This window comes from Paenibacillus sp. S-12, assembly GCF_030363895.1.
In the GTDB taxonomy this organism is placed as follows: domain Bacteria; phylum Bacillota; class Bacilli; order Paenibacillales; family Paenibacillaceae; genus Paenibacillus_B; species Paenibacillus_B alvei.
In genome coordinates, this window is record NZ_JASIUF010000013.1 from 72,222 (window position 1) to 97,839 (window position 25,618).

Below are 25,618 nucleotides of genomic sequence, written 5' to 3' on the forward strand. Positions count from 1 at the left end.
ATAACCTCCTGAGCAAAAAACAAATGTAGCGCCCTTTGAAAAGGGCACTACATTAAATAAGCACTATTTTAACAGATTCGTCAAGTTTGCCATTTCAATTGCAGTAACTGCGGCTTCCCATCCCTTGTTACCTGCCTTCGTTCCTGCACGTTCAATTGCTTGTTCGATAGAGTCCGTCGTAAGCACACCGAATACTGTTGGAACCCCTGTCTTCATATTGACCTGCGCAACACCTTTAGCTGCTTCGCTGCACACATAATCAAAGTGTGGAGTAGATCCGCGAATGACTGCGCCAAGTGTAATTACAGCATCATACTTCCCGCTTTCCGCCATCTTTTGAGCAATCAACGGAATCTCAAAAGCACCCGGAACCCAGGCAATATCTACCTCTTCTTCCTTCGCTCCATGGCGCTTGAGCGCATCGAGAGCTCCGGATACTAGCTTACTGACGATAAACTCATTGAATCTGCCTGCGACGATACCATATTTTAAGCCTTCGGATACTAAGTGACCTTCAAAAACGTGTGGCATTAATAAAATCCTCCTCTAAGGAAAATAGTTGAATAATCAAGTTGTGAGTAGCTCTACTCTATTAGCCAAGCCGTACATTTGCTTACTGAGCGTGCTCATCCTGCTCCACATCGTCGAATACAAGCATATGACCAAGTTTTGCAGCCTTTGTATGCAAATATTTTGTGTTGTCCTCGTTCTCCTCCATTTGAATCGGAACGCGCTCAACAACTTCTAGCCCGTAGCCTTCCAGCCCCTTAATTTTGCGAGGGTTGTTCGTAAGAAGGCGAATTTGCCGGATGCCGAGATCCTTCAATATCTGAGCTCCAATGCCGTAATCCCGAAGATCTGCCGGGAATCCAAGCTTTAAGTTGGCGTCAACGGTGTCTAAACCCTGTTCTTGCAGCTTATACGCCTTCAGCTTGTTGATCAGCCCAATTCCACGTCCCTCTTGGCGCATATAGAGCAGCACACCTGCCCCTTCCCTCTCGATTTGCCGAAGCGCTGCAGCAAATTGAGGGCCACAGTCGCAGCGATGCGAATGAAAAACGTCTCCAGTTAAGCACTCCGAGTGGACACGGACAAGAGCTGGCTTCGAATCGTCAAGACTGCCCTTCACTAAGGCAACATGCTCCTTGTTATCCACACCGTTCGTATACGCAATCGCCCGGAAAACTCCGAAGGCTGTTGGCATATTCACCTCAACCTCACGTTGAACCAGCTTTTCTTTCTCATTCCGGTAATGAATGAGATCTTTGATGCTGATCAGTTTCAGGCCATGCTTTTTCTTCAGCTCCATCAGGTCGGGGAGTCTAGCCATTGTGCCGTCTTCCTTAATTACTTCGCAGATGACACTAGCTGGTGCGGAGCCACTCATTCGAGCAAGATCTACTGCCGCTTCTGTATGCCCTGCGCGGCGCAATACCCCGCCCTTCTTCGCAATTAAAGGAAAAATATGTCCCGGCCGGCGGAAATCCTCTGCCTTAGCACCAGGATCCAGCATCTTCTGAATCGTCAACGAGCGTTCATGAGCCGAGATGCCTGTTGTCGTATCAACATGGTCGATAGATACTGTAAACGCCGTACTGTGATTATCCGTATTGCGGGCTACCATTGGGTGAAGTTCCAGCTCATCGGCACGCTCTTGGGAGATCGGTACACAGACCAATCCTCTGCCTTCTGTAATCATGAAGTTGATGACTTCCGGCGTTGCCTTATCAGCCAATGCGATAAAATCACCTTCATTTTCACGATCCTCGTCATCGACGACGATGATTATCTTCCCCTGCTTCAACTCAGCAAGGGCGTCTTCTATCCGATCAAAATGAAATGCTTCATTCATGTCGTTAACCCCTTTCATCGTCACATAAATCCGTGTTCTGCCAAAAACGCCGTACTGAGACCTCCGGAACGATCCGTTCCTTTCGTGTCGTTTTCCGCTCCCTGCCTGCCATAACGAAGCAAGTGATCCACATACTTTCCGAGCACATCACACTCAATGTTGACCGTATCACCCGGCATCTTGCTCTGAAGAGCAGTCTGTGCCAACGTATGCGGAATAATGGATACGGAAAACTCCCCATGCTCTGCCCTTGTAAGGGTCAAGCTAATCCCGTCTATCGTTATCGAGCCTTGTGAAATCATATATTTGGCCATCTCAGGTCGGCTGGCACGCAGCTCATATACAACGGCATTCGCATCACTCGTTCGTCTCACGATCGTTGCTAGTCCATCTACATGGCCTTGTACAATATGGCCGCCGAATCGGCCGCCTGCTGCCATTGCACGCTCCAGATTCACCGGATCGCCCGGCTTCAAGTCCTTCAAATTCGTATGGCGAAATGTTTGCGGCATTACATCTGCCATGAAAGAGACGCCATCATAAGATGTTGACGTTAGACATACTCCATTGACAGCGATGCTGTCCCCCAGCTTCATGCCATCCAGTACCTTAGACGCACGAATGTGAAGCACCATCGCTTCGCCCCGCTTCAAGACCGATTGCAGCCTTCCAACTTCCTCAACGAGCCCGGTGAACATCGTCGTCATCCTCCTTCATGCCATTTTTAGCTTGTTCTACTTGGCGCTTGCCGAACGGATACCCGCTAATGCACACATTATCTCCGAGCACCTCAACCTCCATATGCTGGAGATGGTATGCATCCTTCATCCGGCTCACCCCTCCGAACGCAAAGTTGCCTGGTGCTTGCTGACCGCCAACTATAAGAGGGGCGATAAACAATACGATCTTGTCAATCAACTTCTCCTTAAGCATGGCCCCATTTAGGCGTCCTCCCCCTTCGAGAAGTATCGAGCCAATATCATGTTGGCCACACCATTCCATCATCTGATGCAGATTAACCTGTTCACCTTCTCCACACGCGACCACGTCTACTCCACGAGACTCCAGCTCCCTCCGTTTTTGCTCGCTTGCCAGCGCAGTTGTAAATATACACGTGCGTACAGAACGATCCGTCACTACCTTGGCTTCCACTGGGATGCGTAGCTTGGAGTCTACGATTAAGCGAATCGGGCTAACCCCTGGCACAGTCAGCCGTGTCGTGAGTGAAGGATTATCGGCAAGCACTGTGCCAATGCCCACCATGATTGCTTGATGGCGGTGCCTCATCGTATGGACCACTTCACGGCATTGCTCATTCGAGATCCACTTGCTATCTCCTGAAGCCGTTGCAATTTTGCCGTCAAGCGTACTGGCTGTCTTGAGAGTAACAAACGGGAGACCGGTCGTTATATACTTAGCGAACATTTCAATGAGTGCTAGACCCTGTTCCCGAAGTACATCTACCGTTACCTCAATCCCATGTTGTTTCAGCAGTGCAATTCCTTTCCCAGCAACTGCCGGATTTGGATCGACACAAGCGATTACGACTCGAGCAACTCCAGATTCGATCAGCCTTAGACAGCAGGGCGGTGTTCGCCCATAGTGGCTGCATGGCTCAAGTGTGACATATGCAGTAGCACCTTGCGCAGCTTCCCCAGCCATCGCTAATGCATGAACTTCTGCATGGCCTTCACCGCGGCGCAGATGTGCACCAAGACCTACAACTCGTCCCTCCTTGACAATGACGCATCCAACAGCAGGATTTACATCCGTCTGTCCAAGCACACGCTCTGCCATATCTAAAGCAAGCTGCATGTACAGTTCATCATTGATGACAGTAGACATTGGCTGTCCTCCTTTCCACAAACGGATCAAGGCTAATGCAAAAAAGCCCTTCGGATCCTCCGAAGGGCATGATTGATTGAGCTTACAGGCATGTACTTTATTTCACAATACACTTTCATTTGCATACGCCAAAGACAACTGAGAACACGGATGTAATCAGTGATACATTTCCATTCAGCATATGTCAAATACGACGATACAACGATAGAAAACCTCGCGCTTCTTCCGCAGGTATCCCTCTCCAATTCGCCTGAAATGCCATGTAATTGTGAAAAAAAGAACTTTAAAGAACTAAAATCAAGTTCCTCTCTCCTGACGCCCCTTCTCCCATCCAGACTATACTGTCGGCCCTGGAGTTGCACCAGATCCACCGTGTGGACGAATCCACCCGGGTCACGGACTAAGAACGTCTTGCATACGCAAGTCTCCGTTCATCACCGCCGGTCGGGAATTTCACCCTGCCCTGAAGGTCTGTCATTTTGATTGCTATTCATTTGGTATAAATATATGCACTTAGAAGTGTACCACCTGTCTTAGCAAAATGCAACTTACGGCGCTTTACCGCTTTGCTTAAGCGAACAGTGAGCAGCAAAAAAGACGTGCATACAGCCCCGCCGTACACACGTCTCCTTTCATGCTCTTCTATTCTTCAACGATTGTTACTTGCTTCATTTTGTCGCCTTGCTTTACAGCATCCATAAGCTCCATGCCTTCAACCACTTTACCGAATACCGTATGAACGCCGTCCAAGTGAGGGAATGCGTCGTAAGTGATATAGAACTGGGAACCGCCTGTGTCCTTTCCAGCATGTGCCATTGCAAGCACACCGCGCTCATGCTTGTGCGGATTGCCTTTTGTTTCACATTTGATTGTGTAGCCTGGGCCGCCTGTACCTGTTCCGTGCGGGCATCCGCCTTGCGCTACGAAGCCAGGAATAACGCGGTGGAATGTCAAACCGTTATAGAACCCTTCGGTAGATAGCTTCTCAAAGTTTGCAACAGTACCAGGCGCATCTTGCTCATGAAGCAGAATTTTTACCGTACCGCCTTTTTCTAATTCAATCACTGCATATTTGCTCATATTTATTATCTCCTTCCATATGTACAATGCTCACGCTTGCTCATCCGATTATACGTTATTTTCAAGCAAAAAGAAAACACCCGATTTCTGTCTTATCGTTGTATACGACAATACAGGTACTCGGGTGTATGACTTCTACCTTATTCATTGTACATTCAACCGCATGCAAATTGCACATACAACCATGCAATGAAACGTTATTTCAGCATCGGCTCCTTGCTCATGCGTGCCGGAATGCAGTCATTGCGTACGATATCTTCATGCGTTTCACGGCGCACCACAATATCTGCTTCCCCATTGCAGACGAACACGACTGCAGGTCTTGGAATCCGATTATAGTTGCTTGCCATCGAATAGTTATAGGCACCTGTACAGGATACGGCAAGCAAATCGCCCTGCTGAACCGCAGGCAGCACAGTATCCCAAATCAGCATATCTCCGCTCTCACAGCATTTTCCTGCAATAGATACCGTTTCGGTGGACTCGCATGTTGCTCGATTGGCAAGCAGAGACTCATAACGCGACTCATACAATGCAGGACGAGGATTATCCGTCATGCCGCCGTCTACAGCGACAAATTTGCGCACACCAGGAATATCCTTCACGGAGCCGATAGTATATAAAGTTGTTCCCGCTTCTCCAACAATGCTGCGTCCTGGCTCAACCCAGATTTCAGGCAGGCTCTCCGCTACACCGGCAAAGTGCTGCTTCACCGCATCAGTAATTGCCTTCACATATTCACGGACATGTAAAGGCGTGTCGCCTTCCACGTAGCGAATACCAAACCCTCCGCCTAAGTTCACGACGCGGAATGTGATCGCAAGCTGCTCCATTACCCTACGTGCAAATTGCGCTACGCGCTCAACCGCCATTTGAAAGCCTTCTGTCTCAAAAATTTGAGAACCGATATGAGAGTGGATGCCAAGCAGCTCCAAGTGTGTCGCATCCGCTGCCTGGCGTACAGCATCGAGTGCAGTCCCATTCCCGATATCAAAGCCAAATTTAGAATCCGTCTGGCCAGTAGAAATGTATTCATGAGTGTGCGCTTCGACACCCGGAGTAACACGAAGCAGCACAGGTACTGACTGATTGCGTTCCTGGCAGATTGCGTTGAGCAGCTTCAGCTCGGTAAAGTTATCAACTACGAAGCAGCCGATGCGAGCGTCAAGCGCCATTTCAATTTCATCAGGCGTCTTATTATTGCCATGGAAGTGTATGCGGTGTGCAGGGAATCCGGCCCGCATTGCCGTGAACAGTTCCCCCCCAGATACAACATCAAGGGATAGTCCTTCTTGATCAACTAAGCGGCACATTGCTGTTGTACAAAATGCCTTGCTTGCATAGGCTACTTGGAAGGTCAACCCTGACTCACGAAATGCATCCATGTATTGTGCACAGCGTTCTCTGACTAATGCTTCGTCAAAAATGTATAGCGGAGTACCAAATCTATGCTTCAATTCGGTAACATCACAACCACCAATTTCCAAATGTCCGTCCCCATTAATCCTGCTCGTTCCGTGTAAGTACATTGTCATTTCTCCCCACTCCCACTCGATCTTCTATGTCTATCCCCTTATGCTGTTCCAATTGTTGGCCAAAATATTACATCGAGTATATCAGCATATTCGATCACGAAAGAATGGATTTTTCCGTCCATCATTTGCATTATAAAGGTTGTCAAGGGACAAACACATTGCCTTCAAGCACAGATGCTATCGCTTCGTTCTAGGCGGCATCTTTGTATTATCTCGCGTCTGATTCAAGCTCGGGCGAGTCTTCACCAGCATAAACGGCTGGCGAATGAGAATATTGTACATCGCCTTGGCGTTGAACGGAATAAACGGCCATAAATATGAAGCATTGTATGAGCGATGCAAGGTAAGCCATAACAGCCATACCGTTGTCCCGATGACAAGTCCTGGGACCCTGAACAGAGCAACAGAAATTAGCAGTACGAGCCGAACGATACGGTTGGCCAACCCCAATTCATAGCTCGGTGTCGCGAACATCCCTACAGCAGCAACTGCCATATACAAAATGACCTCATTGACGAAAACCCCAGTCTTTACTGCAATATCCCCTACAAGGATCGCGGCCAGCAAGCCTAACGCGATGGCTAGAGGAGACGGTGTATGCACGGCTGCCATTCGCATCAAATCGACCCCAAGCTCTGCGATGAGGAACTGAAAGATGAGCGGTATCTTCCCTGTCTCCTGCGGTCCAATTATTTGCATAGCGGCAGGTTTCAGGCCGGGTTCTATAACAAGCAACAGCCAAAGAGGGAGAATGAATAGTGACGCAAAAATCCCGATGAAGCGTACACTCCGCAAATAGGTTCCCATAAATGCGGTTTGTCGATTTTCTTCTGCATGCTGACATAGGTCGAAAAACGTCGTCGGCAAAATAATAACAGATGGCGAAGTATCGACAAATATAACGATACTGCCGTCCAATAGGTGGGAAGCTACGACATCCGGTCGCTCGGAATACCGCACTAACGGGTACGGGTTCCAAAACTTATTGATAATCGCTTCTTCCAACTGCTTATCGGCATGAGGAAGACCATCGAGATTCACCGCTTTTATTTTATTACGAACCGACTCCACTTGACGCTTGTCTGCAATATCATCGATATAGGCAATGCACACATCTGTACGGGTACGGCGGCCAACCTGCACCATTTCGTACATGAGCCCTGGGTCGCGTACACGTCGACGCACTAAGGTCACATTCGTAAGCAGCGTTTCACCGAATCCATCGCGAGCCCCCCGTACAACGCGTTCGAGCGACGGTTCTTCCAGACCTCGCACCGGAAAGGATTTGCAATCCACAATAATCGCGGTTGATTCATGATCAATAAAGAACGCACTGCTACCAGCCAGCACCTTATTAATGATACTGCTTAGTTTATTCTCCCGCTCTACTTGCAGGTGGGGAATGTAGCGCTCGAACAAGGATTTGAGGGCATTCGGCGTTATTTCTTCCTTGTCTAAATACGACATGCGGGACAGGATTAAAGTCATGACCTCTTCCTTGGCGAATCCGTTCAAATAAAACAAACCTACACGACGCTCACCAAAGACCATTTCACGCAAAATGATATCAAACGACTCTCCAAGCCCGACTACCCGCTGGAGAGTTTTCTTCGTTTCGTCCAGCTTTTTTGATACTTCATCCTTGTTCTGCCAATAGATGATGGATTCCTCAATCGTATCGGACTTTTCGTTCTGCTTCTTCTTCTCCGTTTTCTTATCCTGAGATGAGGCGTGCTTCCGATCATCCTTCTCCTTGGCATGCTCTTGGCCTGAACTCATATCAGGAGGCGGTAATGTGTCCCTATTAGACTCCTCTTGTTCTGAACGTTGCTCTGTCATCGGCAATCTCCTCCTTCGTTAAGTAATGTTGTACAACAGCGCTCGGCTGCTCATATTCGCTCATTCAATGCGGGTATTTAAAACAATCAAGCCAAGAACCAACAACCTTCCCGATAACCATGGCAGTAAGCAGGTGAGGGAGCACAAAAGTCATCCCCAGCCGCTTCGCCAGTATTGGAAATACATTTAACACTTCCGTAAGTGCTGCCGCCAGCAGCCCAACGAATACCCCGTCCAAAAGTCCAATGAATGGGGAGAACCATCCTGCATAATAAAAGGAGATATTCCACAAATCTGTTACGGTAAAGAACAGCGTACCCGCAATGATTGCATACTCAAACCAATATGAGCAATGGAAGGAACGCGTCAGCTGAGCAAGACGAGGGAGCATGTCCAGTACGACAAATAAAGCGACCATTGCACCGCCGACCGTAATCCCTCCAGCTAAACCCGCAAAGGACGCGAGCAGCTGCGCGAGACCATACATCCATGAATCACTCACGCTTCAAATCCTCCTTGCGCAAACGCTTGTACTCCTCAGTAATCATGTATTGGTTCAAATTTTCTTGGTAAAGGAACATCTCTACTTCAAGCGGCGTCGGTTCCTCATTGAACTTTTTCCGGAAGAAATGATTGAAAAATACGACCATTCCCAACCCTATCCCGATTGAGTAGCACGCTTGAAACCAAAAAGGATTCGCATCCTTACGGCCTGTAAGCAGCTCGACAATCCGTTTATGTACTGGAAGCATGCTTACATCGGCGTGAAAGTTCATGATGGCGAGACCTGAACCAAAGAACAGCAGCAGCCAAACGAGGACAATCAAGGCCACGTTCGGCTTTTTCACGGTTGCAGCAACCTCTACAAGCGTATGTGGCTGGCCAAAGCATTCAATTGTCATTTTCGGGTATATAGCTTTAATCAACCTAGTGATTTGCATCATATCAATCAAAACTACATTGCCATCGCTTGGTTTTGGATCCTTCAGTACAATCTCCTTTAATTTTGCATGCCAAGCGTCATCTGCAATTACTTCCGCTACATCCTGCAATCTTATCGGATGCCCGGGCTTTACTGAAGATTGCTTACGCAGCCGGATGTAGCAGGTGCTTCCGGATTCTGGAATCCCATCCACAGTCGCCATATCGATCCCCCTCCTTCCTCCATAGCGTTAGTATGGATGAATGGACAGCAAAAAAACCGCAGGGACATTCCCTGCGGTTCAATGCTTAACTCCCATCTGCTCATTGCGCTATCTGAGCCTTGATGGATTGCAATATTTTCTTTTCAAGCCGCGATACCTGCACCTGGGATATTCCGAGCCGGCTCGCAACCTCTGATTGTGTCTGATCCCGATAATACCGCAAGTACACAATAAGCTGCTCTCGTTCGCTCAAGCCTTCAATCGCCTCATTCAGCGCCAGCTTATCGAACCACTTTTCCTGTGTATCGTCTGCAATTTGATCCATGAGCGTAATCGGATCACCGTCATTTTCAAACACCGTCTCATGGATAGAGGTGGGCGGCTTGTTCGCCTCTTGTGCAAATACAACATCCTCCGGTGATACCCCAAGCTCGGCAGCAACTTCCTTAATTGTCGGAAGGCGATTAAGACGCTTGGACAGCTCATCCTTCGTTTTGCGCACCTTGTTCGCCATCTCTTTCAAGGAACGGCTTACCTTAAGGGTTCCATCATCACGCAAAAAGCGTTGAATTTCACCGATAATCATCGGCACCGCGTAGGTCGAGAACTTCACATCATAAGACAAATCGAATTTATCAACAGATTTCAGCAATCCGATGCAACCAATCTGGAATAGATCATCCGGATCATATCCTCGATTCATAAAGCGCTGAACGACGGACCAGACAAGGCGAATGTTGCAATTGACAAGTGTTTCCCTTGCTAATGAGTCACCTGTCTGACTAAGCGCAATCAGACGCTTCACTTCCGCGTCATCCAAATAATTGGGCGACGACTGCTTCAAATCAGCTTCCATGGCTTCAACCCCTAATTATAGAGCGCTTTTTTCGATTCAATCCGCTTTTTCATGCGGATGCTCGTTCCGACGCCCAGCTCGGTAGTTACTTCGCATTCATCCATGAAGTTCTCCATGATCGTGAAGCCCATGCCAGAGCGTTCCATATCCGGCTTAGACGTATACAGCGGCTGTCTTGCCAGCTCAAGATCCTCTATGCCTCGTCCATTGTCTGAGATCGTAAGCGTGATTTCTTCTCCTGTAATAGAGGCTGAAATCGTAACCATCCCTGTAGGGTCATTGTCATAACCATGGATGATACAATTCGTTACTGCCTCAGAGATTACCGTCTTCAAATCCGTCAGCTCGTCCATTGTCGGGTCAAGCTGGGATACAAATGCCGCCACAGCCACACGGGCAAATGCCTCATTTTCGGAACGACTGGAAAATTGCAGCGTCATTACGTTCGTGTCTGATTGTACACTCATGATACGACCTCCAACCCATTAAGCGCTTTGCGCTCATTATCGTAAACATGCACAATTTTAAACAAGCCAGACAATTCGAACAGACGTCGCACTGCCGGATTCATATCGCACACCGCCATTTTTCCGCCTCGTCCCTTGATCTGCTTGTATCTTCCTAAAATGACACCTAATCCTGAGCTGTCCATAAACGTCAAATCACGAAGGCTTAGCACGACATGGTTCACTTGCTTTCGTTGAATTGCTTCGTCGAGCTGAATCCGTACGAGCTCTGCCGTATGATGATCCAGTTCCCCACTCAGACGGGTAATTAATACGTTGCGCTGGTGTTCCAATTCCACCTGCAGATTCATGGCGCCTCACTCTCCTCCCCATGATGCCGATACAGTTCGTCAATTGGATAACCAATTCCTGCCTGCCGACAAAACTAGAAGCTGCCCGTCTTTAATTGACAAAAAACAACTTGCCGCACGTACGCTTAAAGAGCGTCCACCAACCAGCTTTCGCAATTTCCTCCGCAGATTCGACAGGATATTCGCGAACGACCTTATCCCCTTGATATACGACAAGTTTCCCAAGCGACTGACCTGCCTTCACCGGAGCCTTAACCGATTTCGGACCGTCAAGCTCAAAGCGCAGATTGTCCGTGCCCTCGCCTTTTTTGAGCAGCACATGGTATGGACGCTGAGCCTTCAATTCTATTTTTTCGACCATGCCTTTTTCAACGCGAATGTCTCCTATACGATCACCGCTTTTCAGCAGCGGAACATTCGTATATTGAGCGAAGGCGTAATCGAACATTTGAGTGACTTCTGCATTGCGTGTCTTTGTATTCGGTTCGCCAAGCACAACGGCAATAACACGCATATTGTCCCGCTTTGCTGTAGCTGACAAGCAATAACGCGCTTCTGAAGTAAATCCTGTTTTCAATCCATCGGCGCCTTGGTAGAACCGTACAAGTTTGTTCGTATTGACAAGCCAAAATTTCTTGCTGGTGTTCTGCCGCAAATAATCCTCATATGCACCTGTAAATTTGGTTACACTCGGATATTTCAACAATGCTTGCGACATCAAGGCAATATCATGCGCTGACGTATAATGATTCTCAGCAGGGAGGCCATTGCAATTCACAAAATGAGTATCCTTCATGCCAAGCTCTGCAGCCTTATCGTTCATCATCTGTACGAACGCTTTTTCGGAACCGCCAATCTTCTCAGCCATTGCAACCGATGCATCATTGCCTGAAGCCATTGCGATTCCCTTCATCATTTCTTCGACCGTCATTTCTTCGCCCGGCTCAAGAAAGATTTGCGATCCGCCCATAGACGCAGCGTACTCGCTTGTCGCCACCTTATCCGTCATCTTCAGCTTGCCTTTGTCAATCGCTTCCATGACAAGCAGCATCGTCATAATTTTCGTAATGCTTGCTGGTGGAAGCTTATCGTGACTATTTTTCTCGAAGATCACCGTTCCTGTTTCCGCATCCATAAGCACCGCTGAGCGCGCGTTATCCGCCAATTGGGCTTCCGGCGCAGCAGAGGATGTTGCTTGGCTTGGCGTTTCCGAATTCGTCCAAGGCGGCAAGTCTGCTCGTGCATAAGATGCGTTCGCCGTAGCAGGCAATATACAAGCGGCAGCGAATAAAAGGCTAAGACTAGCACACAGCCATTTGTTCACAGATTGTCCCCTCCTATCTAAATAGCGTACATCCTGAGTGCATTACATGAGCAGGATGCACTTTCTATCCAGTGTTACCTTTCAAAAGCAAAATATTCCACTCTTACCGAAAGATAGAGCAGAACTTGGAAGGATTCTCTTGTGAAAGTAGAAAAAATTGGAAAACAAATTTATAGCATTTGAAGTGAAATGCAGTACACAACGAGAAAGGATGATATCATGCTATAGTCACAATTTGAACACAAAATGATCTCGTGGGGTTCGAATTTCCCGGATTTTGATTTTACTAAGAATAACCTTGATCGCATCTGTATCGGGCTGTATCTGGGCTATTCAGAGGAACAGCTAATGAGAGAGATCTCTATTTCACAGGTACAGTGGAAAAATAGCATCGATTTGCTCTACAGTGAAGGTCTCATCAAAAAAGAAGAGGAGCGATATGTTCCGACATTTCCGGTCATCGCACATGAGTCGGGGCAGCATCTCTACCAGCTTAGCATCCCAATTGGGAATGATATCGTATCACTAATAAAGCTTAAAGCGAATCGAATTCAGCAAGAGACTTTGTGGAAGAACGGCAAGCTGATGATACCTGTACTGAACAACGAGGAATATCAAGCACTGCATCGCATTGCCAATCTTATTACGGCGGATATGATCAACCTGTTCGAGGGTTATCGTTCTATGCTGGTTCAAGCGTATCACGCTTCCCTATTCGATACAGAAACTTCCTTCGAGGAGTATTTTATTTGGTATTATCATTTTTTATATTCTTATGTGACCGATCAGCTCATCGAATTGAAACGTTATACAATTGCCTTCTTCGAATGGACTCGCTCATTTTATATTGCTGGAACCATAAGAAAAAGCCGCTGTACTGCCCGATCGATGGACAGCCATGCAGCGGCCTTTTCACATACAAATGTCTTACTTACATAACAGGGATAATCCCAATAACAAGCTTGAGGAACTTATCGCGAACGAGCTCTGCTGTCTCCATAACTTCAGCGTGCGACAACGGCTGATCAAGGATTCCTGCCGCCATGTTACTAATACAGGAAATACCGAGCACTTCCATACCTGCATGCTGTGCAACGATCACTTCTGATACTGTAGACATCCCTACAGCGTCGCCACCTAGTATACGGAGCATGCGGATTTCCGCAGGCGTTTCGTAGTTCGGGCCAAGAAAGCCAACATAGACGCCTTCCTGCAGTTCAACGCCCTGCGAGGCTGCAACTTCCTTCGCCTTCTGGCGAAGCTTCGGGCTGTACGCCTGAGACATATCTGGGAATCGTGCCCCGAGCCGGTTGTCGTTCGCACCAATCAACGGATTGCGTCCCGTCATGTTCAAATGATCAGAAATAAGCATAAGGTCTCCAGGCTTATAGGAAGTATTGATACCGCCTGCCGCATTCGTCACGAGCAGCTTGGATACGCCAATTGCCTTCATAACGCGGACCGGGAATGCTGTCAGCTCAGGGCCGTATCCTTCGTACATATGGAAGCGGCCCTTCATCAGTGCTACCGTACGGCCAGCGATTTTGCCGACCAGAAGCTCACCAGCATGGCCTTCTACAGTGGATACAGGGAAATGCGGAATGTCCCCGTAAGCAATCGTAACAGGCTGTTCCACCAAGTCTGCCAGTACCCCTAGTCCGGATCCCAAAATCAATCCTACTTCTGGCGTCTCACTAATTCTGGATTGGATATAAGCTGCTGCCTCTTGAATATGATCGTGTGTCATTGTGTTGCTCATTTTGTCTCCCCCATTCTTCATAATCGTCCGATTGGTATCGGATCGTGTAATCCCTTATTTCAGTTCATGCAAAAAGCTTGTGCCCACCTGCGGCGATCCCGCTTGGAAATTGTCAGCAATTGTAGCCCCTAAGTCCGCATAGGTTGTACGAATACCAAGCGATTGTCCAGCTTGCAAAGATGGACTATACAGCAGAAGTGGCACATATTCCCGTGTATGATCTGTCCCTGTATGCGTGGGATCATTGCCATGATCTGCAGTAATGACTAATAAATCATTCGGTCCAATTCTATCCATCATCGCTGGCAGGGCCGCATCAAATTCCTCCAACGCCTTGGCATAGCCTACAGGATCCCGGCGATGCCCATACATGGAATCAAAATCCACTAAATTGACGAACAACAATCCTTCAAAGGATTGCCCCAGCAATTCGGTCGTGGTTTCAATACCGTGGGAATTACTCTTGGTTGGATACGAGGCGGTTATGCCTTCTCCCGAGAAAATATCGTTAATTTTCCCAACCGCAATTACGTCCTTCCCTGCCTGCTGCAAAAGATTAAGCACAGTATCTGCTGGAGGCTTAATTGCATAATCGTGCCGATTCGGCGTTCGTGTATACGCGCCTGGCTTGCCAACATAAGGGCGTGCAATGACGCGACCAACGGAATGAGGTTCGCAAAGCGTCAATTTGCGAGCAATCTCACATGCGCGATATAACTCATCCAGAGGAATAATCTCCTCGTGGGCCGCAATTTGGAACACACTATCCGCAGATGTATAAACGATCCATGATCCCGTCTTCATCTGCTCTTCGCCATATTCCTCAAGAATTTCCGTCCCGGATGCAGGCTTGTTGGCCAGCACCTTCCGTCCTGTTTCCTTCTCGAACGCTTCGATCAGTTCCTGTGGGAATCCATCTGGATACGTATTGAACGGTGTAGTGATGCGAAGACCCATCAGCTCCCAATGACCTGTCATGGTATCTTTGCCTACTGAGATCTCGGCCATTTTGCCAAATACGCCTTCTGGGTGTTCAACAGCCTTCAAGGTACCCAGGTCAGCAATATTTCCAAGACCAAGTCGCTGTATATTCGGCAGTTTTATATTCGGATTGTGTTCAATGATATGGCCCAAAGTATGAGCGCCTGCATCGCCAAATTGCGGAGCATCTGGCAGTTCCCCTATGCCAACACTATCCAGCACAATAACTGCAATACGACCAAATCGGTTACTAGTTCTATTCACGGTTACCACTCCTTCTCATTCTTCATCTTAGATTATGTTAAGGAGATTTGAACCATACTCTCGTTACTTCTTCTTCGCTCTCGGGTGGGCAAATGTATAGACTTCCTTCATGCTGGACTTCTTCATATATTCCACATATCGCTGTGTTGTGGCCGGATCGGCATGGCCAAGCATTTCTTGCACAGCCCGAACATCGGCACCATTTGATAACAGATGAACGGCAAAGGAATGTCGCAGAGTATGAGGCGTAATCGGAAAGGGTAGTTCCAGCTGTTCCGCATATTTTTTGACCATTTTCCAGAAGCCTTGCCGTGACATCCGTTGACCGCGCACATTAACGAACAGAGCCGATTGCTCTCCATACTCTACTTCCCCAACAAGCGAGGATGAGGAGATAAATTGTGGTCTTGACTCGTTCAAGTATCGATCTAAGGCTTCCGCAGCGACTTGCCCTAATGGTACAACACGCTCCTTGCCGCTCATGCAGCGCAGAAACCCAAGCTTCGGCTGGACATCCTCCACGTTGAGCGACATGAGCTCCGATACCCGAACTCCAGTCGCATACAAAGTCTCAAGCATCGCTCGATCCCGAATGCCTAACGGCGAACGATCGTCTGGTAATGACAGAAGCCGTTCTGTGTCCGATAGGGACAAAATCTCAGGGGCCTTCGTCGATGTCTTCGGCCGCTCCACTTCATAAGATGGATCCTGCTTCAGGCTCCCTTCGTGGATACAAAAATGAAAAAAGGAACGTAATGAGGCCGCAATGCGTGCTATGCTCGAAGCCGCCCTACCGTCCCGCTTCAATTGATACATATATTGATTAACATGGTAAGAACGAATCTCATCGACCCTATTCACGCCTTCGCCAACCGCTGCAATGAACATCTCAATATCGCGTATATAGGCTTCCTGCGTATTCAAGGATACCCGCCGTTCGTTCATTAAATAATTGCGATATGCTTCCACTTGCTGTTCTAGTAAGCTTGCCATCGAACTATACTCCTTAACTTGCGACTTTCACTGGCTGTTATCACTGTTATAAGCAACCAATCCTACACTACTTCCACAGCTTTCATGCTAAATCCTTCTCTGCACAAACATTTCCCTACTCGCCCAACCAGTAGTACACACGCAGCCGTTCTGTAAAAGTCATATGCTCTCTATCCAATTCATCTTCCCACCGAAACACCTTTACAGCCTTGCCATGCGGCTCACGATACTTGTCCACTGGATAAATCCAATCACTGATTGCCCCCATAAAATAAGCAACCGCGTAGGTCATCATGAGAAATAATGCCATAAACTTAATTCGTCTTAATAGGGCTCGCAATGGCACGATCATTGTGTTCTCCCCTTCCGATGGGCTAAATCATTCTCCTGTAACATATGATGCCAGGCCCTCGGATATGCGGGTCATCTCAATTCAAGGAATGAATTTTGTGGATAGATTATTTCACCGTTCTATATTAGTCTCATACGATACAACATGGCATTCCATTCATCCTGCAAATGATCTGCCAAACCGCATCGAATTGGAGGGCTAGCAAGCATGCGCACCTTATCACGCATGTTGAAGGCGGCTGTCAGCAGTCGGCCTCATCGCAAAGCGATACGCAAGATGATTATTTTAAAAGACGAAGAAAGCTACAACGCATGCATACTTGAATTACAAAAATTCGGCATTACACCTGTCAAGCAAGTCGATTCAGCGAATATGTTATGCTGTCATATGGATGGCAACCATCAAGCATTGATGCGATTGAAGAAACATCCGCACGTCCGCAGAATTGAAACGGACGCGAAAGTCAGAGCACATCTATCCCCTTTCTTCTATGATCGTGCAGACTTTAATCTGGACTCCATAACTACAGAGGCTTCTTCTGCAACAGACCAAATTCCTTGGGGAGTCAAACGCATACAGGTTCCACCCGTATGGAAGAAATCTCAAGGAAAAAGCATTAAAGTCGCCATCGTTGATACCGGCATCTCTACCCACCCTGATCTCCAAATTGCAGGTGGGGTGAACACAATCCATAAGGGAAGCCCTTATAAGGACGACAATGGTCACGGAACGCATGTAGCGGGGATTGTTGCTGCACTAGGGAAAAATGGAATGCAGTATGGTGTAGCCCCAGAGGTCAAACTCTATGCCGTAAAGGTTCTGGATAAGACCGGGGACGGATATGTCTCAGATATTGTGGAAGGGCTTGAATGGTGCATACGCAATAAAATGGACGTCATCAATATGAGCTTAGGACTTAATGGAGCCAGTGCATCACTGCGAACAATGGTAAAGCGAGCTCATCGCAATGGAATTGTGATTGTCTCCTCAGCCGGTAACGAGGGCAAAAGCAGCAAAAAAATCGATCAGCCAGCCAGCTACCCGGAAGTCATCGCGGTTGCGGCCACGGACAAGAAAAATCGCATTGCATCATTTAGCAGCCGCGGGCGAGGCATTGATGTTGCTGCACCAGGTAGCGATATCGTATCCACTAGCAACAAAAAAGGATTTGTCGCGAATTCCGGAACATCGATGGCAGCGCCACATGTTTCAGGAACGGTCGCCCTGCTGCTGGCTCACAACCGCAAAATAAGCCCCGCCCATGTTCGCAAATTGTTAATAAACAATGCCCGCCCACTCAAGGGGTATTCGCGAATTTCACAGGGATTCGGTCTGATCCAAGCAGAGCAGGCCTTCTCTGCACTTTCCATCGCATCCCAGCCAGCGGCGGAAGCTAGCAATAGTTACGAGTTGGCCCCAGCTATGGCGACTCCAATCACTCCTTATATGGCAATAGCCTCCTCACGAAGCAATCGCAGTAAGAAAACAGCCGCTGTTCAGCGGAGGAAGCGCAAGCGTGCAGCTCGCCGAACTCTCGTTGTTGAAAGGCGGATCACCGCCAACAGCCGAAAAAGAACATCTGTTGCTATGCGCAAAGAGTAAATGCTTCATAAGCACATTTCGCATTCCTAATTTCATTATGTATCTATGCCGTTATCGTTGATCCCAAGCAATAAAGCCTCGGCTATGCTGCCGAGGCTTTCTCATCATATCCATCTCATAAGCTGCCGCTATTCCCCGTACTGGCACAGCCTTGCGCCATTACAGTTTCCCGCTTACTGCTGCGGTGATTCCACCTGCTCCTCAGCCTGCTTTTCACGGCATTTCTTGCAAATGCCTTGAAAATCAAGACGATGATCAACAACAGTAAACTGAAATTCCTTCTCCAAGCGCTCTTCCAAAGGCCCAAGCCAATCCTCACGAATCTCCTGCATAGAGCCGCATTGGACACATATCAAATGATGATGATGATGCTTATTCGTATCTCCGCGCAAATCATATCGTGCAACGCCGTCGCCGAAGTTCATTTTCTCCACGACATGCAGCTCACTTAACAATTCCAATGTACGATATACGGTGGCAAGACCGATTTCAGGCGCTTTTTCTTTCACGAGCATGAATACGTCCTCAGCACTAAGATGATCTTCTTCATTCTCGAGCAGGACGCGCACGGTTGCCTCGCGCTGTGGTGTCAGCTTGTACCCTTGGGATTGAAGTTGCTGCTTAATCTTCTCAATCCGCGCTTCCAATGGTCTCCCCCCTTGCCTGCCATCCACGTTTCATTTGTATCACTTCTATATATTATAGGGGGAGAACGCAAGCAGTGTCAAATGAATTGCACAAAGTCAATTTTCTTGGCACGATTCATTCTTAATTCAATCAACTTAGCATCGGAACGACCCAACTCATCATAATAGGGGACACCCATGTTGCAATCGCAGCTACCCCAGCCATACCAACCAATGAGACAGTTTGAAGTGTCATAAAACGGTGGAGAGGTTCACGCAATGACTGCATTCTAGGAACAAATAAGCGATTTTTTAAAATATGCATTGCGAATACCATGGAGGCTACGCTTGCAATCATCAAAAAAGGAATCGCAACAATGTTATGCGGGGCGACAGATACGAGTGCGAACAGAACACCCCTCCATGCATATTGGCTAATAAGCGTCCCTACCGAAAATCCGATAAATACGCCCTTTGCGAACACAAGTGCAAGTACAAGAGGAAAGCCGATAATGGATATGCCGAGCAGTGCAATGAGTGCTACCCATTTGACATAGAACATCGTCGAGCTTAAGAACGTCTCCCCACCGACTCCAGCTAAATTCGAAGCAGCTGACTCCTGCCCCATCGTCGATACAAATTGATTGACATGGCTGCCTATATCCTGTTGCTGCTCCAATGTCAAAGCATTGACAAGCAAGGAGCCAAATACAACGCCGACAAGGAAAAGAACAGATACGAAAATATATAAATGGAGCTGAGCACGAAAAGACTGAGCAATCGGCTTCATGGATGAAGGCCCCTTTCTAGTAGGTTACAGTGACGAATATCTCGTCCATCCAATTTATGCTCCAGCTCGTCCATTTATGATTTTGAAATCTATTCCCCGGCAATTACTTTGCCATAAGTCCCGCCGCCTCCGCTTTGCAGAGATAATTGTCCGCTACGAGCAAGCACGATAAGCTCTGCCGTTGCTTGTCCAACTACTTGCTTGAGTTCTTCTTCCGTGGCATGATGCAGGACGTTCATCTCTGTTCCAAAATGCCCCAGCAGCTTAGCCAGCGTTCGCTTCCCTACGCCAGGTATGAACTCGAGCGGAATTTGCATACAGTATGGTGGGCGGTGAGCGAGACATGTCGCTTCGCGGTCAGCGATAGATTGAATCCGATCCGATACACCGCGAATAAACTTCTTTGAGCCGCACTTCTCACAGATAGGCTGTACTTCACTTAAAGTACCATCGATAACGATCCCATCCAGGACATGACCACAATTGGCACATGACGTACGATGATATTTTCCAAGACGAGGATTAAGGCCGTAATTGGCTGTAACCTTGCGCCCCGCTTCGCTACGAAGCGCCATTGCCCATTCCTTGAATGTAGGAGATGCCATGGCAAGTGCATTATATTCCCTTGCGATTTTACTTAGAGAATGCGCATCCGAGTTCGTCAGAAGCGTAAAGCGATCCAATTCAGAGATACAGCTTGCCATTTCCGTATCGGCACTCAATCCAAGTTCTACAGCGTCTATCAGCTCTAAATCCAGTATGTCGGCCATTCGATCTGCGCAATTCCCATATATGCTCTTATAAGGAGTAAATACATGTGCAGGCACGAACAAACCACCATACGCCGCCGTTTCTTCTTGCAGGGTACGACCAGACAAATAAACACGCTGCGACGATAAATTCATATTCGTTACATGAGGTGCAAGCCAGCTTGAGAAGCGCTCCATTGCATTTATGTTCGGCAAGTAACAGAGCACATGGGCGATACCATATCCTTCTTCACGGATCTCTAGCTCCGTTCCCAAAAACAAAGTTGTATCCTTGTACCGAATTCCTCCGTCGGCAAGCTCCTCCATCTCCCCCTTATCGAGAAGTGCCGAGATATCCCGCAGAACACCCGGCGCATGGGCATCGATGATGCCAATTAAGTGGACTCCTTTGCGTTCCGATGCCTCCTGTGCAATTGCCTCAAAGGTTAAATTGCGGCTGGCGCTTATTTTAACAGGCCGTCCATCGGACGTGCTGCCAATATGGATATGGAAATCCCCATACATCGTATGAAGCGCATCGTTTGGCTTGCTTCCTGCTGCGTTGTTCATTTGCTTACACCGGCCACTTTCCAGTCAATTTGTAAATTTGCCACGCATACATCGCATTGATTGTCTTCGCATCACTAATACTCCCATCACGCATCGCATCGAAAGCCTCTTCTAAGGTCATCGCGCCTACCTCAAGGAACTCATCCTCATCTGTATGCGCTTCACCTGCTGTCAATTGCTCTGCTGCATATAAATAAATGATTTCATCTGCAAAGCCAGGCGACGTATAAAAGGAGCCTAATGGAATAAGAGTATTCGCTCGATATCCCGTCTCTTCCTCGAGTTCTCGCATCGCTGCCTCTATTGGCTGCTCGCCCGGATCAAGTTTGCCAGCGGGAATTTCAACCTGATTGCGACCAAGCGGTTTACGATATTGCTCGACAACGAGCATTTTCTCCCCTTTGATAGCTAGCACGGCAACTGCACCAGGATGACGGACAATCTCTCTTGTAGCAGTTGATCCGTCTGGAAGCTTAACCGTATCTACTTGGAGCTTAATGATTTTTCCATCAAATATGGACTTGGTCTCAATTGTAACTTCTTCCAGGTGATTGCATGTCTGTATCGGTCTTTGATGTTCATTCATATTCTCTTTCTCCTTTATGTCATATTCCCGTTCACTAGAACATACTCATTATATCATTACGGCTTGTCCGATTCGATCCGGGAGTGATGCATGAATGCAGCGAATATATCAAGAACAAGAAATGCTGCTAGTAGGTAAGAAGCAAGAGGTAATGGTTGAGCTGCGCCGCCTCATGATGCGCCATGGAGGCAACACTTCAATATCAGAGCTGGTTCAACAGCAAGCGAACCGTGGAAATTTCAGCAAAAAACAAATTGCCTTCACCTCTTACGATGCAAAATAACTCTTCAACTTATGCGCAAAGTCTCTAAATACCAAAAAGCCCTTGTTCATGATTCTCATTGAACAAGGGCTTTACTATTCTAATTTTGAGGCAGTCAATTATGCTTTTCTTACCTAATGGTAGATAGCATGGCCGCATCCATCAAAAAGTCGTATTCCATGAGTAATGTGTTATGCTTGTGCAGCTTGTTGAATAATGGCTACAACTAATTCGCTTGTTTTCACCAAGTCGGATACGTGAATACGTTCTTTCGTTGTATGAATGTCCAAGTATCCTACCGCCAAGTTTACTGTCGGCACACCCATGCCATTGAAGATGTTCGCATCGCTGCCACCGCCCGAATGGAACAAGCGAGTCGTTGCACCGATGCTTTCGATTGCCCGCTTCGCAAGCTGTACGACTTCATCCTTCTCTGTAAACTGGAATGCAGGATACACAATATCACTATGGAACTCAGCCTTTGCTCCACATTCCTCAGCTGCGCTCACGAGCGCTTCCTTCATTGCCTTCGCTTGAGCCTCAACTTTATGCTGTACGATACTACGCGCTTCCGCATGCAGCTTCACATAATCGCATACAATGTTTGTTGCGCCACCACCTTCGAATTTGCCGATGTTAGCAGTCGTTTCGTGGTCAATGCGGCCAAGCGGCATTCGAGAGATCGCTTTGCTGGCAACTTGAATTGCGCTGATGCCATCTTCCGGATTCACGCCCGCATGAGCGGACTTGCCGAATACTTCCATCGTAATTTTGGCTTGTGTTGGAGCAGCTACCGCGATCGCTCCGATTTCACCGTTAGAGTCCAGCGCATAACCGAAATCAGCCTGCAAGTGGCTACTGTCCATTGCACGGGCGCCTACAAGACCGGATTCCTCACCAACTGTAATGATGAATTGAATCGTGCCATGCGGCGTATTCGATTCTTGAATGAGTCGGATAGCTTCGAACATCGCAGCAAGCCCTGCCTTGTCGTCTGAACCAAGAATTGTCGTGCCGTCGCTGCGGATATATCCATCCTCACCAAGCTGTGGTTTAATGCCATTACCTGGTGTAACAGTATCCATATGAGAAGTAAAGAATAAACGCTTTGCATTCTCTTGTCCTTCTGTAGCTGGCCAATTCACTATCAGGTTGCCTGCCCCATGACCGGTTTCAGCTGTTGTGTCGTCTTCCGATACCTGTAAGCCAAGCGCCTCGAATTGCTGTTTCAATGCATCGCAGATCGCGCGTTCGTTTTTTGTCTCACTATCAATTTGAACCAGTTCCATAAAATGCTTTACAAGTCTTTCTTGTTGAACCATATCTCTTTCCTCCAAACGATTATTTAATGTACAATAGAGAATAACTCATGATTTAATGATGAAAGGAGTTCTCTGCCCTCATGCAATCCAAACGATGGTTTAAAATTATTATTTATGTCATGCTCGCCGCGATGCTCGCATCCACCGTGCTTGTGATTGTCGAGCCATTCATATATGGCTAGTGCTTCAAGCAGAATAAGCTGGGGCCACATAGCTGCATCGATCAAGCAACCACATAACCAGAATCAAGTTGAACGGCTACGGGACAAGCCATGCGAGAAATCGCATGGCTTGTTCTAACTTGCACCCTCTTACACCGACAACGACGTATCCATCTGAGCCGCTTCGAATCCGAACACATGAATAAGATGTGGCAGCAACAATTGACCCACTTGCTCAACGGTTAAGGATTGTCCTGTACAGTCCTCTAAAGAAGTTACTCCGTATTCACTAATTCCACACGGAATAATGCCTGAGAACCCTTCATGCTGAATACCACTCTTCACATTCAGTGCAAAGCCATGGCTAGTTACAAAACCACGACGGTGTCTGCATTTATTAAATTTCACACCAATCGCCGCTATTTTAACATTGCCAACCCACACACCGGTATACTCTGGCTTCCGGGTTCCTGTTACACCGAATGTTGCAAGAAATTGAATAATAGCTTCTTCAAGCGATCGCAAATAACCATGAAGATCTAATTGAGGCCCATCCAATAGCACTAACGGATAGCCAACAAGCTGGCCTGGACCGTGATATGTAATATCCCCACCGCGATCAATCTCATACAGCGCTATCCCTTGACGTTCAAGTTCATCCTTGCTAAGCAGCAAATGCTCAGGATGACGCTGAGAACCGATTGTATACGTAGGCGGATGCTCAAGCAGCAGCAGCGTATCCTCTCTCGTTCCATCATCAATGGCACGGACGAGTTTTTTTTGTAAATCCCATGCTGCGTCATAATCGATGCGATCCATGTACGTTACACGAAGAGCCTTGTCCAATTTGTTCCATTCATTACTCATTGTTATCACGCTTTCTTCTGTCGATTCGTGCTGATCTTATTTTAATACACTTTCGTGTCCAATGAGAAGCCTTCAAGATTTTCTTTTACACGCTGCAAAAATCTTCCGCAAATTACGCCGTCGAGAATCCGATGATCCAAAGATAGACACATGTTCGCCATGGAGCGAACCGCAATCATATCATTAATGACGACAGGCTTCTTCACGATCGATTCGAACGTAAGAATCGCGGCTTGCGGATAGTTAATAATCGGATACGATAGAATGGAACCGAATGAGCCAGTATTGTTCACCGTAAATGTTCCGCCCTGCATATCATTCGGAGACAATGTTCCTTCTCTCGTTTTGCGTGCCAGCTCATCAATTTCTCTTGCTAAGCCCGCAATATTTTTTTGGTCTGCCTTCTTAATGACAGGCGTCAATACCGAATCTTCCGTACCTACAGCCAAAGACAGGTTAATATCGCGCTTCACGATAATTTTATCGACAGCCCATACTGAGTTCATAATTGGGTAATCCTTGATAGCATTAACAATCGCCTTGAGTACGAATGCCAAATAAGTCAGGTTAATGCCTTCCTTGCGCTTGAATTCATCCTTAATCTTGTTGCGAAGCTGTACGAGATCCGTTACATCGACCTCAATAGTCGTCCAAGCATGCGGTATTTCAGAAACACTCTGACGCATGCGTGTCGCAATTGTATGCCTAATCGGCGTTACGTCAATGAAGGTCTCTCCATTGCCTGCTTGTCCGCTGCCCTCAATTTCAATAGAAGGAATGCGCGGTGTTTCAGTTAAATGCAGCCCAGTATGGCGTACAGGCCCACTAGCTTGCTGAACAAAAACAGATTGCGGCATGGCAGCTCCGCCAGATATCCCCATACTTGGCGCTGCAGTTGGCACGTTGCCTACCGAGCCCGCAGATGCTGGCCCCGAAGGTATTACAACTGCTTCTCCGCCAGCTTCGATCGCCGCCATAACATCCTTGCGTGTAATACGACCACCCAATCCAGAACCAGCTATACGCTGCAAATCAATGCCATGCTCCTGAGCAAGGCGCTGTACAGCCGGTGAATAGCGATTGCGCATATCCTGCCCAGTGTGATTGCCTTGAGCATTTGCTGATTGCTGAGGCTTCGGCTCAGAGACATTTGTTGCAGACACTGGTGCAGATGTCGCTCCTTGCGGCTCAACACGGCAGATTACCGCGCCAACTGCAACTGTCTCCCCTTCGTGAGCTACAATCTCGCGCATAATTCCTGCTTCAGTTGCAGGCAATTCCGCAACTACCTTGTCCGTAATCACCTCACAAATCGGCTCATATGCATCAAAGGCATCACCAGGACGTTTCAGCCATTTGCCAATCGTCGCCTGTACGAGCGACTCCGCCAGTTGCGGCATTAATACTTCTGTTCCATGATTTGAAGACATCGTTTCACACT

At 47.6% G+C, this 25,618-nt stretch carries 28 protein-coding genes and 1 riboswitch; of the genes, 4 read left to right on the forward strand and 24 right to left on the reverse strand.

The features are described from left to right. Positions 1-63: 63 nt before the first annotated feature. The 13 genes from ribH to NO352_RS12935 form a co-directional block, all read right to left on the reverse strand. Positions 64-531, reverse strand: coding sequence for a 6,7-dimethyl-8-ribityllumazine synthase (gene ribH, locus NO352_RS12875; RefSeq protein ID WP_005546822.1), 468 nt, complete (start codon positions 529-531; stop codon positions 64-66). An 82-nt stretch (positions 532-613) separates the two neighbouring features. Next, positions 614-1,852 (reverse strand): bifunctional 3,4-dihydroxy-2-butanone-4-phosphate synthase/GTP cyclohydrolase II, encoded by a 1,239-nt coding sequence (locus NO352_RS12880; protein ID WP_040735831.1) that lies wholly within the window; start codon positions 1,850-1,852, stop codon positions 614-616. A 20-nt stretch (positions 1,853-1,872) separates the two neighbouring features. Then, on the reverse strand, positions 1,873-2,550 hold the full coding sequence (gene ribE, locus NO352_RS12885) for a riboflavin synthase (protein WP_289355840.1): 678 nt from the start codon (positions 2,548-2,550) through the stop codon (positions 1,873-1,875). After that, positions 2,531-3,697, reverse strand: a complete 1,167-nt coding sequence (gene ribD, locus NO352_RS12890; RefSeq protein ID WP_268599702.1) for a bifunctional diaminohydroxyphosphoribosylaminopyrimidine deaminase/5-amino-6-(5-phosphoribosylamino)uracil reductase RibD — start codon at positions 3,695-3,697, stop codon at positions 2,531-2,533. The genes ribE and ribD overlap by 20 nt, the downstream gene beginning before the upstream one ends. Before the next feature lie 315 nt (positions 3,698-4,012). Further along, positions 4,013-4,172, reverse strand: a riboswitch (FMN riboswitch). A gap of 167 nt (positions 4,173-4,339) precedes the next feature. Beyond that, positions 4,340-4,777 (reverse strand): peptidylprolyl isomerase, encoded by a 438-nt coding sequence (locus tag NO352_RS12895; protein ID WP_005546816.1) that lies wholly within the window; start codon positions 4,775-4,777, stop codon positions 4,340-4,342. A gap of 197 nt (positions 4,778-4,974) precedes the next feature. After that, the gene (lysA, locus tag NO352_RS12900) at positions 4,975-6,306 is read right to left on the reverse strand and encodes a diaminopimelate decarboxylase (RefSeq protein ID WP_040735830.1); all 1,332 of its coding nucleotides are present in this window, start codon (positions 6,304-6,306) and stop codon (positions 4,975-4,977) included. A gap of 183 nt (positions 6,307-6,489) precedes the next feature. Next, a complete protein-coding gene (locus NO352_RS12905; protein ID WP_289355841.1) occupies positions 6,490-8,151 on the reverse strand; it encodes a spore germination protein in 1,662 nt (553 codons plus the stop codon). 64 nt (positions 8,152-8,215) lie between these two features. Beyond that, complete coding sequence (locus NO352_RS12910) at positions 8,216-8,653, reverse strand: stage V sporulation protein AB (RefSeq protein ID WP_005546811.1); 438 nt, start codon at positions 8,651-8,653, stop codon at positions 8,216-8,218. Next, complete coding sequence (locus NO352_RS12915) at positions 8,646-9,296, reverse strand: stage V sporulation protein AA (protein WP_005546810.1); 651 nt, start codon at positions 9,294-9,296, stop codon at positions 8,646-8,648. Before NO352_RS12915 ends, NO352_RS12910 begins: the two co-directional genes overlap by 8 nt. Before the next feature lie 100 nt (positions 9,297-9,396). Next, positions 9,397-10,152 carry an RNA polymerase sporulation sigma factor SigF gene (gene sigF, locus NO352_RS12920; protein ID WP_005546805.1) on the reverse strand — a complete coding sequence of 252 codons (756 nt, stop codon included), beginning with the start codon at positions 10,150-10,152 and terminating at the stop codon, positions 9,397-9,399. Between the two features lie 11 nt (positions 10,153-10,163). Further along, positions 10,164-10,619, reverse strand: a complete 456-nt coding sequence (gene spoIIAB / locus NO352_RS12925; RefSeq protein WP_005546803.1) for an anti-sigma F factor — start codon at positions 10,617-10,619, stop codon at positions 10,164-10,166. Further along, positions 10,616-10,969, reverse strand: a complete 354-nt coding sequence (gene spoIIAA, locus NO352_RS12930; protein WP_005546801.1) for an anti-sigma F factor antagonist — start codon at positions 10,967-10,969, stop codon at positions 10,616-10,618. The genes spoIIAB and spoIIAA overlap by 4 nt, the downstream gene beginning before the upstream one ends. A gap of 91 nt (positions 10,970-11,060) precedes the next feature. Next, positions 11,061-12,293: a D-alanyl-D-alanine carboxypeptidase family protein gene (locus tag NO352_RS12935; RefSeq protein WP_289355842.1), complete on the reverse strand. Its 1,233-nt coding sequence runs from the start codon at positions 12,291-12,293 to the stop codon at positions 11,061-11,063. A 348-nt stretch (positions 12,294-12,641) separates the two neighbouring features. Between NO352_RS12935 and NO352_RS12940 the strand changes: the two genes are divergently transcribed. Then, positions 12,642-13,232, forward strand: coding sequence for a hypothetical protein (locus NO352_RS12940; RefSeq protein ID WP_289355843.1), 591 nt, complete (start codon positions 12,642-12,644; stop codon positions 13,230-13,232). Here NO352_RS12940 and NO352_RS12945 read toward each other — a convergent pair. The 4 genes from NO352_RS12945 to NO352_RS12960 all read right to left on the reverse strand — a co-directional run bounded on the left by NO352_RS12945 (position 13,225) and on the right by NO352_RS12960 (position 16,642). Further along, the gene (locus tag NO352_RS12945) at positions 13,225-14,052 is read right to left on the reverse strand and encodes a purine-nucleoside phosphorylase (protein WP_005546794.1); all 828 of its coding nucleotides are present in this window, start codon (positions 14,050-14,052) and stop codon (positions 13,225-13,227) included. The two genes, NO352_RS12940 and NO352_RS12945, sit on opposite strands and share 8 nt — an antisense overlap. A gap of 54 nt (positions 14,053-14,106) precedes the next feature. Then, the gene (locus NO352_RS12950; RefSeq protein WP_289355844.1) at positions 14,107-15,297 is read right to left on the reverse strand and encodes a phosphopentomutase; all 1,191 of its coding nucleotides are present in this window, start codon (positions 15,295-15,297) and stop codon (positions 14,107-14,109) included. 63 nt (positions 15,298-15,360) lie between these two features. Beyond that, positions 15,361-16,290 carry a tyrosine recombinase gene (locus NO352_RS12955; protein WP_289355845.1) on the reverse strand — a complete coding sequence of 310 codons (930 nt, stop codon included), beginning with the start codon at positions 16,288-16,290 and terminating at the stop codon, positions 15,361-15,363. A 115-nt stretch (positions 16,291-16,405) separates the two neighbouring features. After that, a complete protein-coding gene (locus tag NO352_RS12960; protein WP_005546789.1) occupies positions 16,406-16,642 on the reverse strand; it encodes a DUF4227 family protein in 237 nt (78 codons plus the stop codon). 207 nt (positions 16,643-16,849) lie between these two features. Between NO352_RS12960 and NO352_RS12965 the strand changes: the two genes are divergently transcribed. Further along, on the forward strand, positions 16,850-18,244 hold the full coding sequence (locus NO352_RS12965; protein ID WP_289355846.1) for a S8 family peptidase: 1,395 nt from the start codon (positions 16,850-16,852) through the stop codon (positions 18,242-18,244). A gap of 173 nt (positions 18,245-18,417) precedes the next feature. On the opposite strand, the gene fur is transcribed toward NO352_RS12965, so the two are convergent. From fur to NO352_RS12985, 4 genes are all read right to left on the reverse strand, one after another. Continuing rightward, a complete protein-coding gene (gene fur / locus NO352_RS12970; RefSeq protein ID WP_005546785.1) occupies positions 18,418-18,891 on the reverse strand; it encodes a ferric iron uptake transcriptional regulator in 474 nt (157 codons plus the stop codon). Between the two features lie 130 nt (positions 18,892-19,021). Further along, positions 19,022-19,660, reverse strand: a complete 639-nt coding sequence (gene spoIIM, locus NO352_RS12975; protein WP_005546784.1) for a stage II sporulation protein M — start codon at positions 19,658-19,660, stop codon at positions 19,022-19,024. Positions 19,661-19,749: 89 nt separating this feature from the next. Beyond that, on the reverse strand, positions 19,750-20,979 hold the full coding sequence (locus NO352_RS12980) for an endonuclease Q family protein (protein ID WP_005546782.1): 1,230 nt from the start codon (positions 20,977-20,979) through the stop codon (positions 19,750-19,752). Positions 20,980-20,983: 4 nt separating this feature from the next. Beyond that, positions 20,984-21,565, reverse strand: coding sequence for an NUDIX domain-containing protein (locus tag NO352_RS12985; RefSeq protein WP_268599706.1), 582 nt, complete (start codon positions 21,563-21,565; stop codon positions 20,984-20,986). Positions 21,566-21,659: 94 nt separating this feature from the next. On the opposite strand from NO352_RS12985, the gene NO352_RS12990 reads away from it, so the two are divergent. Continuing rightward, the gene (locus NO352_RS12990) at positions 21,660-21,848 is read left to right on the forward strand and encodes a hypothetical protein (RefSeq protein ID WP_005546778.1); all 189 of its coding nucleotides are present in this window, start codon (positions 21,660-21,662) and stop codon (positions 21,846-21,848) included. Between the two features lie 170 nt (positions 21,849-22,018). Here the strand turns inward: NO352_RS12990 and NO352_RS12995 are convergent, their stop codons facing one another. Further along, positions 22,019-23,149, reverse strand: coding sequence for a M20/M25/M40 family metallo-hydrolase (locus NO352_RS12995; RefSeq protein WP_262866604.1), 1,131 nt, complete (start codon positions 23,147-23,149; stop codon positions 22,019-22,021). Between the two features lie 80 nt (positions 23,150-23,229). On the opposite strand from NO352_RS12995, the gene prli42 reads away from it, so the two are divergent. After that, on the forward strand, positions 23,230-23,331 hold the full coding sequence (gene prli42, locus NO352_RS13000) for a stressosome-associated protein Prli42 (protein WP_005546772.1): 102 nt from the start codon (positions 23,230-23,232) through the stop codon (positions 23,329-23,331). 129 nt (positions 23,332-23,460) lie between these two features. Here prli42 and lipB read toward each other — a convergent pair whose 3' ends face one another. Then, entirely contained in the window at positions 23,461-24,177 is a 717-nt protein-coding gene (gene lipB, locus NO352_RS13005; protein ID WP_289355848.1) for a lipoyl(octanoyl) transferase LipB, read from the reverse strand. A 41-nt stretch (positions 24,178-24,218) separates the two neighbouring features. Further along, positions 24,219-25,607 carry a dihydrolipoamide acetyltransferase family protein gene (locus NO352_RS13010; protein ID WP_289355849.1) on the reverse strand — a complete coding sequence of 463 codons (1,389 nt, stop codon included), beginning with the start codon at positions 25,605-25,607 and terminating at the stop codon, positions 24,219-24,221. Positions 25,608-25,618: the final 11 nt, after the last annotated feature.